This window comes from Staphylococcus sp. Mo2-1 (assembly GCF_046721385.1).
GTDB lineage: Bacteria > Bacillota > Bacilli > Staphylococcales > Staphylococcaceae > Staphylococcus > Staphylococcus equorum_A.
In genome coordinates this window covers 1,811,510-1,828,153 of the sequence record NZ_JBEUUK010000001.1, presented here as the reverse complement: position 1 = coordinate 1,828,153, position 16,644 = coordinate 1,811,510, and the positions used below count along the sequence as shown (strand labels likewise).

Below are 16,644 nucleotides of genomic sequence, written 5' to 3'. Positions count from 1 at the left end.
AATTAATTTTGAGAATAGTGATAGCAGATGATCATGCTGTTGTGCGCACAGGATTTTCTATGATTTTAAACTATCAAGAAGATATGGAAGTCGTTGGGACAGCAACTGATGGTGTAGAAGCGTACCAGAAAGTAATGGAATACAAGCCAGATGTTTTAATTATGGACTTAAGCATGCCACCGGGTGAATCAGGGCTTATTGCAACAAGTAAGATTTCTGAGAGTTTTCCAGAAACAAAGATATTGATATTAACGATGTTTGACGATGAAGAATATTTATTTCATGTATTAAGAAATGGTGCAAAAGGTTATATTTTAAAAAATGCTCCAGATGAACAGCTTTTATTGGCTATAAGAACCGTTTATCAAGGTGAAACTTACGTAGATATGAAACTCACAACATCGCTAGTAAACGAATTCGTTAACAATTCCTCTCAAGATACTCAAGCGAGTAATGATCCTTTTAAAATTTTATCTAAAAGAGAAATCGAGATTTTGCCTTTAATTGCAAAAGGCTATGGCAATAAAGACATCGCTCAAAAGTTATTTGTATCTGTTAAAACGGTGGAAGCACATAAAACACATATCATGCAAAAACTAGACTTGAAAACGAAACCTGAATTAGTTGAATATGCAATGAAGAAAAAACTAGTCGACTTTTAAATCACATAGATTCATCAATATAGTGTTAGCTCGAAAAATGATTGTCCTATTCAATCATTTTTTCGCGCTAACTTTTTTTATAAAAGATTTGTTTACTGTGCTGTGAAACCGAAATATAAAGTAATAATAATGGCTAATGAATATAGGGGAAACCACCCATTAACTTAAGGGATAATCCTTATGTTAATTTTTTCACAATAATCATAAAATGAAAGTGTAGCCAGTATTTTGTAAACAAAAAGCATTTTTTAATTCGCTTATATTACACCAGTTTTAACTTTCATAAATATTAAATAATGCCCACATTTTTAAATTATAGAGTAACTGCGAAATACTGGCTATTTAATCATTGAAATTAAATAGATGAAAATGAAGGTGAAATGAATGAACAAAGCAAGTGGTGGTTTCCAACTTAGCTTACAAACGCTAAGTCTTGTAGTTGGATTTATGGCTTGGAGTATTATATCTCCATTAATGCCTTTTATCTCCCAAGATGTTAATATCACGGGGAATCAACTTTCAATTATTTTAGCAATACCCGTTATATTAGGTTCTATTTTAAGAGTACCATTTGGATATTTAACTAATATAATTGGTGCTAAATGGGTGTTTTTCTGTAGCTTTATTATTTTATTATTTCCTATTTACTTTTTAAGCCAAGCTCAAACGCCGGGTATGTTAATGGCTTCTGGTTTCTTCTTAGGTGTTGGGGGCGCAATTTTCTCAGTTGGTGTCACTTCAATACCTAAATATTTCCCTAAAGAAAGAGTAGGACTTGCTAACGGCATTTATGGCGTGGGGAACATTGGTACTGCAATTTCTTCATTTTTAGCTCCACCTATTGCGGGTATGATTGGATGGCAAACGACAGTTAGAGGCTATTTAATTGTTATTGTATTATTTGCAATTTTAATGTTTTTACTGGGTGATGCGAATGAGAAAAAAATAAAGGTGCCACTAGTTAAGCAGTCTAAAAAATTAATGAAAGATCTTAAGCTTTATTATTTATCATTATGGTATTTTATTACATTTGGTTCTTTTGTAGCGTTTGGATTATTTTTACCGAATTTTTTAGTTCAAAACTTTAACATTAGTGAAGTAGATGCCTGGTATTAGATCTGGTATCTTTATCGCGTTAGCCACTTTTTTAAGACCACTGGGTGGGATTTTAGGTGACAAATTTAATGCAGTTATTTTATTAATGATAGATTTTGTATTTATGATTATAGGCGCAATTATTTTAGGATTTTCAAGTCATATATTATTGTTTACAGTCGGTTGCTTACTTATTAGTATCTGTGCAGGTACTGGTAATGGTCTCGTATTCAAACTCGTTCCATTCTATTTTGCAAAAGAATCAGGAGCGGCGAATGGTATTGTTTCAATGATGGGTGGGCTTGGTGGTTTCTTCCCTCCAATTGTTATATCATATGTTACGATGATGACCGGTACGAGCCATTTAGCATTTATATTTTTAGCATTCTTTGGTGTTATTGGCATTATTACCATGCTACATATCGTAAAAAAAGAAAATTTGAGACTGATCTCTTAAAATAGGCAGAAATTAAAATTAAGATAACAAATAGCGCTACATTTCCATAAGTTGGTAATGTAGCGCTATTTGTTATCTATGAATGTTTAGTCTATTTCGATGTTTGATTTCGGTTGTTCTTTTTGCTCTTTTTTAGGCAATGTTACAGTGAGTAAACCATTTTCATAAGAAGCTTTGATACTACTATCATCAACATTTTCAAATGGGAATTGACGGCTCAAATCACTGTGGTTACGTTCTTGGTGTAATGCACGTTTAGTGTCGTTTTCATCTTGAACTTCGACAGTTTGTTTACCTTCAATCGTTAGTAAATTATTTTCAAATTCTAAACTAATATTTTCTTTTTTAATACCTGGAAGTTCAGCTTCAACGATATAGGCGTTGTCTAATTCTTTAATATCTGATTTAATACCCTCAGTGCCAGGAAATTGTTCGAAAATTTGTTTCCCAAAATCTCTGAATAAATCACCTGGATTTACATCGATAAACGGATTGTTAAAATTTTTATTTTCAAAAGTCATGCTACATCTCTCCTCAGCGTAGTTTAATTGTTATATTTAATCGAATCGAATGGAATTGAAGTTTAAGTAATAAAAATTATAAAATTAAGGTGAACACTTGGTTTACCTTACAAATACATTATAATAAAATAGTCAAAGAAAATCAAAGTCAAACTATTAATCATTGTATTCATATTATTTTAGCATGAAAGTTGAAATATTTTGAAATGAAACGCTAGGATGTAGAGCCTGTTTTATAACAAGTGATTGTATAGTTTAGTTTCAGGAGTAAAGTAAAATAAGTGGGGATTGTAGTAAGTAGGATTAAAAAGAGGTGAGTCGAAGATAAAAATGTTATGTATGTATTACATTGTCCCATTTAACCTCAACAAACCCCATATGAATTAAATATCTTTCGCGAAATGTTTATTAACAAATTTTTGCAGTGTATCTTTTAAATCTATAGCTTCATCTATGTCCATGTCGAATTCACTAAAAACTTTTTTTGAAACTTTTGAAAGTGGTTCTTGCACGTTTGTCCCTTTATTAGTAAGTGCAATTTGCAAGTTACGTTCGTCATCAATCTCACGAGTTCTTGTTACGTAACCTTTTTTCTCAAGTTTTTTTAACAAAGGTGTAAGTGTTCCAGAATCTAAAAAGACACGCTCACCAAGCGTCTTAATATTAATTTTTTCGTCCACCTTAATTGCGAGTAAAACGATATAACCTGTATATGTTAAATCATACTCTTTTAAATGAGAAGTATACTTCTTAATTATTTCTTTAGAAGAAACATAAAATAGAAAGCATAGTTGCTGTTCCAGGTAGCTGTCCTTTTCCTCCATTTAATCACCCCTTTTGAAATTTAACCATATTATGAACACCATTCATTGTCAAGGAACGGTTGCGCACCTCTATATATAGCTTTTTATACTATTTTTTAACTATTATCTTATTAAATAAGTAAAAATTTAATGCTATAACATTCCGCACGTCTTAATTACCTTGAATTCATATAAAGATTATAAGCTTTAAATTAATACGACTAACTTTGAAATGAGATTGAAGTATTAAATGATATTAAGAAATGTTAACTTGATGTTTGGATTAATCTGAAATATAAGGAGATTTTGTTACAAAACAGTTATAACGCTTTATAATTGTATTATAATCAGTCATACTATTAATATTATGAATTTTAATGAGCGAGTATTAATGATTTGAGTAAGATATAACTTATATATTAGGTTAATGACTTACTTTACTATAGAAAGATATCGCGTTAACTAGAGGAGATTATAAATGAAGACATTTTTTAAAATTGTGGGTGTATTAATTATAGCGCTTATAATTTCAATTGTATTATTCTTTGCCATGAGAACATACCAAGGGCATAAACACTTAGAATTAGTTGATCATTATATGAAAGACCAAAATTTGACAGAGAAAATTAAATCTGAAGAAACGCTGTACAGTGCTAAAAAAGGTTTGTTTTATAAAGAAGTTAAATTTAAAGATGATCCAAAATATACTTATGTAGTTCAACCCATCAAGCATGACTACAGGAATTGTAGTTCAAGGTTTTGATCCAGAGACAAATAAAGATATCAAAGGCGCTAAGCATAATGCATTTAAAAAAGATTATAAAATTAAAGACTAACTATAAAATTAATCATACAAAAAACGTATCTACAAATAGTGTAGATACGTTTTTTTCTATGACTCAGCAAACTATCAATAACATTTCATTGTAAAATAACACGTTACACAAATATAAAAAATGAGGATATACGTAAAAATAAGGGAGGCATAAGGCCATTTTATATAGGTTGAATAGGTGTGAGGCTATGACATAATAATATGTCTCAGTCTCACTTATTTCTAGTAAGCTTTGACGGGTTGGGATCATACGAAAAAATCTTGTGAGAAGTATTATGTTTCTGTCCTACTCCTTTTTATGAAAATTATAAACTGATTATGTTACTTAAATATTATTTATATTCGTATAAATTCACTTAAAGTATAAAATGAGTTTTTTAGTAGAATTTTTTGTGATTACAAAAAAAGCTATTCTGATATAATTAAGCGATGTCAGAAGAAGGAGCGTAACATCATGGCAATTATTAGAAGAATTAGTTTACCTATGCAGGTAATTATTGCATTGGTATTAGGTGTGGTCGTAGGTTTATTACTCTATGGTCACGATGAAGTCGCAAACTATATTCAACCGTTTGGCGACGTCTTCTTGAATTTAATAAAAATGATCGTAATACCAGTTGTTTTTTGTTCATTAGCTTTATCTATATCAAACGTAGGTGAATCTAAAACGGTTGGTCGTTATGGCTTTAAAACAATCTTGTATTTTGAAATTATAACAACAATAGCAATAGGTTTAGGACTAATTTTTGCAAATATATTTAAACCGGGTAGTGGACTAGACCCAGATAAATTACCAAAAGGTGACATTTCAAATTATGAAACTTCAGCTAAAGTCGCTGAGGAATCTACATATGGAAATCATTTAATCGATACAATCGTTGGTATAGTACCAACAAACTTTTTTGAAGCTTTAACTGCAGGTGAATTATTACCTATCATTTTCTTTTCTGTGTTTTTTGGTGTTGCATTATCAGCGATTGGAAAGAAAGCACAACCAGTTAAAGATTTTTTAAGTGGTTCGTTAGAAGCTATATTTTGGATGATTAATAAAATTCTTAAATTAGCGCCAATAGGTGTTTTCGCATTCATTTGTACTACAATTATGACATTTGGAGCTTCAGCATTGTTACCATTATTAAAATTGTTACTTGTTGTTATTGGCGCAATGATTTTCTTCGTTGTTGTCGTTTTAGGCATTGTAGCAAAAATGTGTGGTGTTAGTATTTTCTCTATAATGAAAATATTAAAAAATGAATTACTGTTAGCATTTTCAACTTCCGGCTCTGAATCCGTACTTCCAATCATTATGCAAAAAATGGAAAGATTCGGTTCACCAAAGGACGTTACGTCATTTGTAGTACCAATAGGCTATACATTCAACTTAGATGGTTCTGCATTATATCAATCCATCGCCGCATTATTCGTTGCGCAAATGTATGGTATTGATATGTCAATAGGCCAGCAACTAATGCTTATGCTTACTTTAATGGTTGCTTCAAAAGGTATGGCAGGCGTCCCAGGTGTTTCAATTGTCGTTCTCATAACAACATTAACTTCTATGGGTCTACCAGCAGAAGGATTAGCACTTATTATTGGCGTGGATCGCTTGTTAGATATGTTAAGAACATGTGTAAACGTTATGGGCAACGCCTTATCAACAATTGTAATTGCCAAATGGGAAAATGTTTATGATAAGGAAAAAGGCGAAGCATATTTGAAATCAATATAATAAATTTAAATCTGACATTTAAAACACTAAGTAGAGAAATAATTACTACTTAGTGTTTTTGTATAGATTAAGCAATTTGATAAAAGTGTTGGTAAAATCAAGTAAGAAAAAAGCAGTTAAATTTCCACTTAAGAAAATTTAACTGCTTTTATTTTTATGACGGAAAGTACTTTAGCATTTGCATAATCACTTGGATTACATGCCTTTCATTTCACCCATGTCATGAATTTTCATCATTAAGCCATGTGGCATATCGTCATGATCGATAACTTCCATTTCGCTATAAGTATCGTCACCTTCAGCTTTTACTAATTTAACAAAATCTCCACTCTTAGGTGAAAATCCAGATTCAGAAGGTAACTTCACATCTTCTTCTATCTTTTTATCTTTTTCGCTGATTACTTTTTCAGCTGTTGTACTGTTTTCCATATAACCATAATAAGTCTCTTTTGGACCACTAGACATCATCATAACGATTAAAACAATAGCAACAATTAACATCACTGAACTAATAACAATTGCAAACATTTTTTTGTTTTTCAAAGTTGAAATCTCCTTTATATCCGTTTCTTCTTTTATATCTGAAATGCTAAAATAATGCAATTATAAAGTGGATAATTATATTCGTTTTATAATAAATAGTACGATTTTAGACTTATTTATAAGATAAGCTAATTTAAGTATAACATTGATTGCTATTTAGGATGGTGAGATACGTATATACTTTAGCTCGTCATAATGAAGTTCAAACTCTAGAGGATTCGCTGTTCGTATAAATTGTTTTATCTCAGCTTTTGGCGTATTTGCTTGTTCTATATAATGCAAGAGTGTGCGTTCGATATAGGTTTCATTTAATAAAGGTGGTAGGGCGTAATCAATAAAACCATGTTCTCTGTTAAGTGTTTGTATAAATAGCATTGCCTTAGTAGGTAATACATGAGGTCTTAGGACAAATTTATGTACTTCTTGTGGTGAAAAGCGATGTTTCAATGAATTAAATAATAATATGTGTATATTTTGAAAATCTTTAAAAACGATATAATTTTCATGGATTGATAAAGGCTTGCCAATAAAAGGTTTTACAATTTGATATAGATACATTAAAGGCTCATATATTCCGTGACGATTCATTAATGCAATATCCATGCTATCTTTAGTCATTAATTCGTAACCTACGCCACACCCGCGATTGAGCATAATTAATATATGACACATTAAGTCGGCAGTTTCTAAAGGTGTATTTTCTTTATATAATTTAAAACACTTTTTGGTGAGTTTGGTATATACAAATTTAGAAGTGTGAATTTGTGATGCGTCAATGAGTTGGTTATAGTAATCAAAATAGCTCATTGAATGATTAAACATATTACTTTTTTTATTAAGCAATGATTGGATATCTTTTTGTTCAATATCAATAAAGTAAAAATCAAAGTTAAATCTGCGTAATATATCAAATGCACTTTTTAAGGCATGCGTTTGTTTGATCACGCCTTCAACTGTTATAGCTAATTTTACATGTATATTTAAATCTTGTACTTTAATATATAAACGGTTGATTTCTTTTAAGGACAAATGTTCAAGCATCGAAAAGCATTATAAAATTATAGTTAGATTGTTGTTGATGATAATCATTTTTATATTTTAAAAATTGTAAGATGATATCTTGAATAAATTTAAATTGCTGCCTAGATTTAATCTTAATTGCGATACCTACATTGTTTGAAAACAATGAATCAATGAAGTCAATCAAACCAGTGAAACTCAACTTTTCTAAAGCTAGCTTACTAATATTATTAATCATTAAATAGGATTCGGATAAATCAGTAAAATTGAGATTGGTGTTTAAAGTTGATTGAACTATATCCATTAGGTCATCAATGTGAATAAAAAGCGTCGGTGTTTTTGCAATATCTTTGTAGGTTAATTGATCCAATTCGATATTCATTTGATTAGATGGCAATGGCTTTTCTACTGAAATAGATTCGAAATAGGGGATATAATTACTAACATCTTCGTTAATTAGCTTAATAGGCATACGTTGTAATACCATGAACTTTTTCCTGTATTCATTAGGTGTCATATTCAAGTGGTTTTTAAATTGATTTGTATAATTTGGATAATGGTTAAATCCCATATTTTCTGAGATGGCATGGATTGTCTCTTTACTATGTACTAATTCTGCTAAGGAGACGGCTACCTTTAAGCTAGCAATATAATGTTTGAAACTTATACCTAAGTATTTCTTGAACAAAATAGAGATATACGGTGCTGATATATAAAAAGAATTAGAAATATCTTTTGAAAAAATAGGCTGAGTGATATGAGCTTTAATAAATACAGTGATTTTATTTAATAAATTACTTTCAGATTGAATAGAAGGTACATAAATAAAATCTTGTTTAATTTTAGCTTCTTTATTTAAAATAGTAATAAGTTCAATGATATTTGAAGATTTCGTATCGTTTAAGCGACTTAATTGCTCAATCATAGTTAATGTTAAATATTTGATATATTCACTAGAATTTATCAATTTGAAATTATAATAACAATGAAAGAATGATTGATCTATTTCCGCAAATTGCTGTACAGGTATTGTTAATTCAACAAGTTGTTCAGCGTTCGTTATATGATATAAATCGCTATGATTGATGACGATAAGATTGCCGCCAACAGACTCATGTTTCCCATTGATTACGACGTCAAGTTGGTTATTTAAAGAAAATAACAAGATTACTCGGTCGATACAACGTCGTGTGTATGTACTTAAATATTCATGAATACATAGTGTTGTACTTTCCATCATAAAAGCAACTCCTAATAGAAAAAATGATTTGTTGAACAAATTCCATTATATAATAAAATGTTGTGAACAGTAACACTTTAAATATAAATGTTTTTGAATATAATGTTGTTATAACGATGTAAAAATTAAATATAGAACAACTTAAAATGAGGCACGTATAAATTTTCACTATACAATAACACATTTTTAATTCATATACGTATTTTTTAGAGGAGGTTATTCATTTATGAATCATATTTATTCCAACTTTTATACCACATATAATAAAATAACTGATTTAAAACCTTATATATTAGGCATTGTACTTCATGATGATGCTGAGAATTATACTGCCAAAGATTATATAGATTGGCTAAATAATAGAATCGAAAAAAATGAACTTGAAAAAGGATGGGCAAGTGTTTATGTAGATACGGATACTTGCTATTGGTTTCACCCAACAGAATATGTTGAATGGCATTGTGGTAACGCCTATGCCAATACACATTTTATAGGTATAGAACGATGCCAATCTAAAAGAGATGGTGTGCTTACAGATCAAGAATTTATGGAAAATGAAGAAGTTAGTTTTTGGGTTGTCTGCGCTATTATTAAAAAATACAATTTACCAGTTAACAGAAATACCGTTAGAATACACAAAGAATTTTTTAAAACTGAATGTTCAGACAGGGCATGGAAGATTCATCTTGAAGATGCACAGACAAATCCAGAATCTATAATAAAACTAAAAGATTATTTTATAACTAAAATTAAAGGATATTATAATAAAGTTGGTGATTCTGAACTCGAAAATATAGGCTGATTATCATTTAGTATGTGGCATATATCTCTTGGAATAAGTAGTGTAAAAGTTCATTTAGCTATTGCGTAAATTATTGGAACCGGTTACAATTAAAATATTCATATTTATGGAACCGGTTCTATTTAAATGGGAGGTATAGAGATGAACTATAAAAAATCTGCTGCAGAAATACTACAAGCAATCGGTGGAGAAGAAAATATAGATGCGATGGCACATTGTGCTACACGATTACGTCTTGTTCTTAAGGATGAAACCTTAGTAGATGAAAAAGAATTATCCGAAATGGATGTTGTGAAGGGAACATTTTCTACCGGGGGCCAATATCAAATTATTATAGGTTCGGGTACTGTGAACAAGGTATTTACAGAGTTAGAAAGCATAACAGGTAAAGAAGTCGCTACGACATCAGAAGTAAAAGCAGAAGGTAATAAAAACATGAATCCATTCCAGAGGTTTGTGAAAATGTTATCTGATATATTTGTACCAATTATTCCTGCAATCGTAGCAGGTGGTTTATTAATGGGGATTAATAATATTCTAACAGCACCAGGTATTTTCTATGATAAACAGTCGTTAATAGAAGTACATAATCAATTCAAAGGTCTGGCAGAAATGATTAACATCTTTGCGAATGCACCGTTTACGCTACTACCAATTTTAATTGGATTTAGCGCTGCTAAACGCTTTGGAGGAAACGCCTTTCTTGGTGCGGCCTTAGGGATGATTCTTGTTCATCCAGAGTTAATGAGTGCCTATGATTATCCCAAAGCTTTAGAAGAAGGGAAAGAAATACCTTCTTGGAATGTACTTGGTTTGGAAATAAATCAGGTAGGTTATCAAGGGCAAGTATTACCAATGTTAGTAGCTGCTTATATTTTAGCTAATTTAGAAAAGGGTTTACGTAAAGTAGTACCAGCTGTATTAGATAATTTATTAACACCGTTACTTTCAATTTTAGTAACTGCATTTTTAACATTTTTATTTGTTGGACCTATCACACGCACATTAGGTTATTGGTTGTCTGATGGACTAACATGGTTATATGAATTTGGTGGCGCAATTGGAGGACTTATTTTTGGATTGTTATATGCGCCAATTGTAATTACAGGTATGCACCACAGTTTTATTGCAATTGAAACACAACTCATTGCAGATAGTGCTTCCACAGGTGGTTCATTTATTTTCCCAATAGCAACGATGTCCAACATAGCGCGAGGTGCAGCAGCTTTAGCCGCATTCTTTATTATAAAAAAGAACAAGAAATTAAAAGGTGTAGCATCTGCTGCGGGCATCTCAGCACTTTTAGGTATTACGGAACCTGCAATGTTTGGGGTGAATCTAAAATTAAGGTATCCATTCATTGGAGCGATTGTAGGTTCAGGTATTGGTTCAGCTTACATCTCATTCTTTAAAGTTAAAGCAATTGCTTTAGGTACTGCAGGACTTCCAGGTTTTATATCTATTAGCGGCCAGAATAACGGTTGGTTACATTATGGTATCGCCATGCTCATTACCTTTATCGTAGCCTTTGCGGTTACGTATGGTCTATCTTTTAGAAAAAACTATAAAAATGAAGTAGGATAATTATATAAATTCTAGTGAGATTTAGACTTTTGCTATAACGCATAAAAATAAACCCAACGTTAATTACAATGTGGGTTTATTTTTATGATAAATATCAATTTTTAGGATGCCTTCAAAGCTTTTGTTTACGCCATAAAAATGCGCCGACAATCGTCACGATGACTAATGAAATAGCAATGACAATCAGCCATGATACATAGCTGTGATCATCTATAGGTAAGGGTACGTTCATACCAAAAAAACTAAAGACCAATGTAGGCAAGGTTAAGAAAACAGTAAACAACGTTAATGTCTTCATCGTATTGTTCATTTCATTAGAAAGTAACGAGGCGTAAGAAGTTGTAATACTCTCTAAAATGTCCGTATATAATTTTGTGGTTTCTAAGGCTTGGTTATTCTCGATAACCAAATCTTCCAACAAATCTTCATCTTCATCAAAACGCTTAATCGCAGGTAGTCGGAATAATTTTTTGATAATGGCTTCATTGCCTTTAAGTGCGACAAGAAAATATACTAAACTTTTCTCGACTTCCATTAAATTATAAAGTTGTTTATTCGTGACATTATTTTTCAAATCACGTTCGATGCGTAATCTTGTTTTATTAAGTAATCTAAGATTTCTATTATAGTGGTTGGAAATTGTCAGTAATATATTAAGCGCAAAGCGACTATGAAAATGTAGATTAATATTTTGGCGATTAAACTTTTCAAGAAACTCATTTTCAGTATTACATACGGTTATTATTTTTTTGTTACCAATGATGATACCTAAAGGAATAGTAATAAATGAAAGTACTTTTAAGTTTGTATCATTAACAACTGGGATATCGAGAATGATTAGTGAATAACGTGTATCTTCATCATACTCTACACGAGCGCTTTCTTCTGTATCTAATGGGTCCCGAACAAAGTCGTCTGGAATACCGTATAAATTTATTAAAGATTCAATTTCTTCCCAATTTGGATCAACTACATTTACCCAGGAAGCGGATTGATCTAATGGAGATTCAACAATCTCATGTGTTTGTGTGTGTTTATATGCAGTAATCATAATACAAATAGTTCCTTTCTCTAAAATTCTTTTTAATACTAGCGAAGAAATACAAAGATGACAAGTTTAATTTGTGAAATCAGTATGTTGGTGCTCATTTGCCATAAGACGTAAAGGACCATTAAAGATAATTTTAAACAAATAATCAACTACCGTCTCTGGATTCATTCTATCTTCATCTTGTACCCAATGCTTAATAAATGAAATCATGGCCCCCGCAGTATAACTATGAAAATAGTCTAAAGGAATATCTGCAATTGTATTGTTATTTGAAACATTTTTTTTCATATTATTCAGCATGATATCGGAAATTTTATTTTCAATTTGACTTTTACGTTCCAAGCTAAAAATAACTTTGTAGAAATCTATATGATCATATAAATAAGTCACTACTTTTTTTAAAATATCTTCTGTAAAATGCTTAGTAAAGGCCTCTAAATCATCATTCTGCATAATGACTTTATCGAAATCAACTGCAGACGATAAAGCTAAAGTATATTCATCTTCCATATCAGAAAGTAAAATATATTTATCTTCATAGTGTAAATAAAAAGTACCACGGTTCACATCGGCTAATTGTGTAATATTTTGTATCGTAATTTTTTCTAAATCTTTTTCTTCAAGCAATTGTATAAAAGCATTTTTAATTGCTGTTTTCGTTTTACGGACACGTCGATCTTCTGGCATAGTCGTCACCTCATTAGAGTTAATTAACAATATGTATTTATATGTTGATAAACAAACAATATGATTGTTATTGCATATTGAATATTCGATTAACCTCATTATAATAAACAAAGTAATCAATAATCAACACGATGTTTAATAAGGAGGTAAATAATATGAATATATTTAAAAGCAAATTACTTTGGGTTGCACCAATAGCGATATTAATTATACTTGCTATTTTTTCAATTGGATTTTATCCTGCATATAATCCCCAACCGAAAGAGATGCCGATTGCAATTGTGAATCACGATGAAGGGACATCTATTCAAAATAAAGATATAAGCATAGGTGAAAATTTAGAAGATAAATTAAAGGATAGTGACTCAAATGAAATAAAATGGGTCAATGTAGATAGTGAAAAAGAAGCACGCAAAGGATTAGATGAACAAAAATATTTTGGTGCTGCAATTTTCGAAAAAGACTTTTCAAAAAATGCGATGAGTAAAACTCAAAAGGTAGTAATGGATAGTAAGAAACAAGAAATGGAAGATAAAGTGAAATCAGGTGAAATGCCAGTCGCTCAAGCTAAACAAATACAACAAAAAATGAGTGAATCGAGTAGTAGTCAAGGTATAACAGTTAAGCAAGCTGAATTTAAAACACTTACGAACAGTGGGGCAAATATGCAAGCTTCACAAATGTCATCCAGTGTACTCACAGGTATAGGAGATAATCTGAATAAGCAAATTTCTGAGCAGTGCGCTAGATACATTAGATAAACAAAATGTAAAAGTGAATGCGAGCGACATCAAAGATATTACAACGCCAGTGAATGTAGTAAATAAAAAAGTGAATGAAGTGAAGGACCACCAAGCTAGCGGTAACGCGCCATTCTTAATGTTTATGCCAGTGTGGATAAGTTCAATTGTAGTTTCAATATTGCTATTCTTTGCATTTAGAACCAGTAATATTGTTAAAATTTCGCAACGTATCATTGCTTCATTAGGTCAAATGATTCTAAGTGTAATCACAGCATTTATTGGTGGATTTGGGTATGTTTATTTCATGTCAGGCGTGTTAGGTTTTGACTTCCCTGATATAAATAAAATAGCAATTTATATATCTATTTCCATTCTAGGATTTATAGGATTAATCTTGGGTGTAATGACGTGGCTAGGTATGAAAGCAATACCTATTTTCTTTATTGCAATGTTCTTTAGCATGCAACTCGTAACCTCGCCAAAACAAATGTTACCTAAATTCTATCAAGACTATATAGTGAATTGGAATCCATTTACGCACTATGCTGAATATTTACGAGAATTACTCTATATGCATCAGTCATTAGAAATGAATTCAACGATGTGGATGTTTGTAGGATTTATCATTTTCGGTATCATTTCATCTCTCTTAGCGAGCAATAATTAGAAAGCATAGTGGAAAACGTTCAGAATTACCATCTTAAACAAAGTAATTAACTGTATATTACAATCAATTAGAGAAAAATTGAATTAGAATTAAGATCAAATAAAAAAGGCTTCCCAAAATTTGGGGAGCCTTTTTTTATTACTTACACCTCAATAAAAACATGAAAATGAGAATTAATTAATTTGAATATATTTATACGATTAAATTCATTAAAAAGACATAATTATTTTACACGTAAAATCAATAAAATAACTAGGGAAATACTGATAACAAAGCGTTTTATAAGGGGTCTGATACATCGTTGAAATATGATTGCAAAAACATTTAGAAATATCCCTCTAATTTTAATAAAAAATTAACACTAAATTTACAAATATGCGTTATAATTCACATAGTTTACAAATAATTTAAAGAGGTGTAACAATGGATTCATCTGTTATGGAGATAATTTTCACTTTTATCGGTGGATTAGGTATATTTTTATACGGGATTAAGCAAATGGGCGACGGCTTACAAGCTTCAGCAGGAGACCGTCTTAGAAGTATATTAAATAAATTTACGAGCAACCCGCTTATGGGCGTACTTGCAGGTATGATAGTTACGATTTTGATACAAAGTAGTTCAGGTACAACAGTAATTACGATTGGACTTGTAAGTGCAGGATTTATGACAATGCGTCAAGCCATTGGCGTTGTAATGGGAGCGAATATAGGCACAACGGTTACAGCATTTATTATAGGTATTGATCTTGGTGCATATTCGTTACCAATATTAGCTATTGGTGCATTTTTAATATTCTTTGTTCAAAAACGTAAAGTTAAAAATATTGGTATGATTTTATTTGGTTTTGGTTCGCTATTCTATGGATTAGAATTAATGAGCGGCGCCGTAAAACCACTTGCTAATTTAGATGGTTTCCATCAATTCATGTTAGACATGTCAACGAATCCAATTTTTGGTGTAGCAACAGGTACAATCATAACAGTTGTCATCCAAAGTTCGAGTGCCACAATTGGTATACTACAAGGGTTCTTTGCGAACGACTTAATTAGTTTAAATGGTGCTTTGCCAGTATTATTAGGCGACAATATAGGTACAACAATTACAGCAGTACTCGCAAGTTTAGCTGGCTCACTTGCTTCAAAACGTGTAGCAGACAGTACATGTTATGTTTAACGTAATAGGTGCGGCAATATTCTTAGCGATTTTACCTATATATCAATGGGCTGTCGAATGGATGCAAGGCGCAATGAACTTAAATCCAGAAATGACAATTGCATTTGCACACGGCACATTTAATGTAACAAATACATTAATCCAATTACCATTTATATTTGTCTTAGCTTGGATCGTTACGAAACTTATTCCAGGTGAAGATATCAATGAAAAATACAAACCTAGACATCTAGATAAAAATTTAATTAATAGAGCTCCAAGTATCGCTTTACAAGAAGCACAAGATGAAATCCAAAACATTGGACGCATGACATTCTCTTTATTAGAGAATGTGAGTGAATATAATGAAAAAAATGAGAAAAAAGTACTTCAAAAGCATGCCGCTATTAATAATATGCATGAAAATGTAAAAGAATATTTAACGAAAATATCTGAGAAAAAGATATCTAAAAAAGATGCAGAAAGAATGTCAGTGTTATTTGACGTAAATCGTACGATGTTAAAAGTAGCCGGATTATCTGAAGCATATATATTAGATTTGAAACAATTGCATAATGAACCAGTACAAATCTCTGATAAAGCTACACAAAGTATCGATAAACTCTATTCACACGTGAACACGTCATTCGAAAAATCAGTTGAAATGTTTAGCGTATATGACAAAGTTAAAAAAGATGAAATTGTTAATTTAAGTAATGATTCATATACACTTGAACACGATTTAAGAAAAAAACATATTAAGCGTTTAAGTTCAGGTGAATGTTCACCAGAAGGTGGTCTGTTATATCTAGATATGATTGCTATACTAGAACGTATCGGCTATCATTCGAGAAATATATCAGAAGCAATGATTGATATTGACGAACTTTCAAATGAAGAAGAAACAGAACATACTGTAGGTTGGACTTACTAAAGTTTAATTAAATATAAAGTTAAAAGCTGAGAAAGTTTGTTGTAAAACAGACTTTCTCAGCTTTTTTTATGTTGTTGAAAATTAACCAATATTGCTATAGTCGACACAATAAAATA

At 30.9% G+C, this 16,644-nt stretch carries 11 protein-coding genes and 4 pseudogenes; 8 read left to right on the top strand and 7 right to left on the bottom strand.

The genetic code is table 11. From position 1 onward, the window contains the following. The first annotated feature begins 8 nt into the window (after window positions 1-8). Window positions 9-662 carry a nitrate respiration regulation response regulator NreC gene (gene nreC, locus ABLV95_RS09345; protein ID WP_460871948.1) on the top strand — a complete coding sequence of 218 codons (654 nt, stop codon included), beginning with the start codon at window positions 9-11 and terminating at the stop codon, window positions 660-662. 384 nt (window positions 663-1,046) lie between these two features. Beyond that, window positions 1,047-2,214, top strand: a pseudogene (locus tag ABLV95_RS09340) (nitrate/nitrite transporter). Between the two features lie 86 nt (window positions 2,215-2,300). Here the strand turns inward: ABLV95_RS09340 and ABLV95_RS09335 are convergent. Together ABLV95_RS09335 and ABLV95_RS09330 are read right to left on the bottom strand one after the other, a co-directional pair. After that, window positions 2,301-2,735 (bottom strand): Hsp20/alpha crystallin family protein, encoded by a 435-nt coding sequence (locus tag ABLV95_RS09335; RefSeq protein ID WP_285324175.1) that lies wholly within the window; start codon window positions 2,733-2,735, stop codon window positions 2,301-2,303. A 383-nt stretch (window positions 2,736-3,118) separates the two neighbouring features. After that, window positions 3,119-3,559, bottom strand: coding sequence for a MarR family winged helix-turn-helix transcriptional regulator (locus ABLV95_RS09330; RefSeq protein WP_285324173.1), 441 nt, complete (start codon window positions 3,557-3,559; stop codon window positions 3,119-3,121). A gap of 457 nt (window positions 3,560-4,016) precedes the next feature. Between ABLV95_RS09330 and ABLV95_RS09325 the strand changes: the two are divergent. Both ABLV95_RS09325 and ABLV95_RS09320 read left to right on the top strand, forming a co-directional pair. Beyond that, a pseudogene (locus ABLV95_RS09325) lies at window positions 4,017-4,374 on the top strand (DUF3139 domain-containing protein). A gap of 453 nt (window positions 4,375-4,827) precedes the next feature. Further along, the gene (locus ABLV95_RS09320) at window positions 4,828-6,102 is read left to right on the top strand and encodes a cation:dicarboxylate symporter family transporter (protein ID WP_460875445.1); all 1,275 of its coding nucleotides are present in this window, start codon (window positions 4,828-4,830) and stop codon (window positions 6,100-6,102) included. 195 nt (window positions 6,103-6,297) lie between these two features. On the opposite strand, the gene ABLV95_RS09315 is transcribed toward ABLV95_RS09320, so the two are convergent. The 3 genes from ABLV95_RS09315 to ABLV95_RS09305 form a co-directional block, all read right to left on the bottom strand. Next, the gene (locus ABLV95_RS09315) at window positions 6,298-6,645 is read right to left on the bottom strand and encodes a DUF4889 domain-containing protein (RefSeq protein WP_427706547.1); all 348 of its coding nucleotides are present in this window, start codon (window positions 6,643-6,645) and stop codon (window positions 6,298-6,300) included. A gap of 156 nt (window positions 6,646-6,801) precedes the next feature. Beyond that, entirely contained in the window at window positions 6,802-7,686 is an 885-nt protein-coding gene (locus tag ABLV95_RS09310) for a hypothetical protein (protein WP_460871946.1), read from the bottom strand. Next, window positions 7,679-8,905: a helix-turn-helix domain-containing protein gene (locus tag ABLV95_RS09305; protein ID WP_460875443.1), complete on the bottom strand. Its 1,227-nt coding sequence runs from the start codon at window positions 8,903-8,905 to the stop codon at window positions 7,679-7,681. Before ABLV95_RS09305 ends, ABLV95_RS09310 begins: the two co-directional genes overlap by 8 nt. 226 nt (window positions 8,906-9,131) lie before the next feature. On the opposite strand from ABLV95_RS09305, the gene ABLV95_RS09300 reads away from it, so the two are divergent. Continuing rightward, window positions 9,132-9,707 carry an N-acetylmuramoyl-L-alanine amidase gene (locus ABLV95_RS09300; RefSeq protein ID WP_460875441.1) on the top strand — a complete coding sequence of 192 codons (576 nt, stop codon included), beginning with the start codon at window positions 9,132-9,134 and terminating at the stop codon, window positions 9,705-9,707. Window positions 9,708-9,848: 141 nt separating this feature from the next. Beyond that, entirely contained in the window at window positions 9,849-11,291 is a 1,443-nt protein-coding gene (locus ABLV95_RS09295) for a sucrose-specific PTS transporter subunit IIBC (RefSeq protein WP_460875439.1), read from the top strand. A 112-nt stretch (window positions 11,292-11,403) separates the two neighbouring features. On the opposite strand, the gene ABLV95_RS09290 is transcribed toward ABLV95_RS09295, so the two are convergent. Then, window positions 11,404-12,342: a magnesium transporter CorA family protein gene (locus ABLV95_RS09290; protein ID WP_460875437.1), complete on the bottom strand. Its 939-nt coding sequence runs from the start codon at window positions 12,340-12,342 to the stop codon at window positions 11,404-11,406. 66 nt (window positions 12,343-12,408) lie between these two features. Next, the gene (locus ABLV95_RS09285; RefSeq protein WP_427706558.1) at window positions 12,409-13,029 is read right to left on the bottom strand and encodes a TetR/AcrR family transcriptional regulator; all 621 of its coding nucleotides are present in this window, start codon (window positions 13,027-13,029) and stop codon (window positions 12,409-12,411) included. A gap of 155 nt (window positions 13,030-13,184) precedes the next feature. Between ABLV95_RS09285 and ABLV95_RS09280 the strand changes: the two are divergent. Both ABLV95_RS09280 and ABLV95_RS09275 read left to right on the top strand, forming a co-directional pair. Beyond that, window positions 13,185-14,476: pseudogene (locus tag ABLV95_RS09280) on the top strand (ABC transporter permease). A gap of 386 nt (window positions 14,477-14,862) precedes the next feature. Beyond that, a pseudogene (locus ABLV95_RS09275) lies at window positions 14,863-16,528 on the top strand (Na/Pi cotransporter family protein). The last annotated feature ends 116 nt before the right edge of the window (window positions 16,529-16,644 follow it).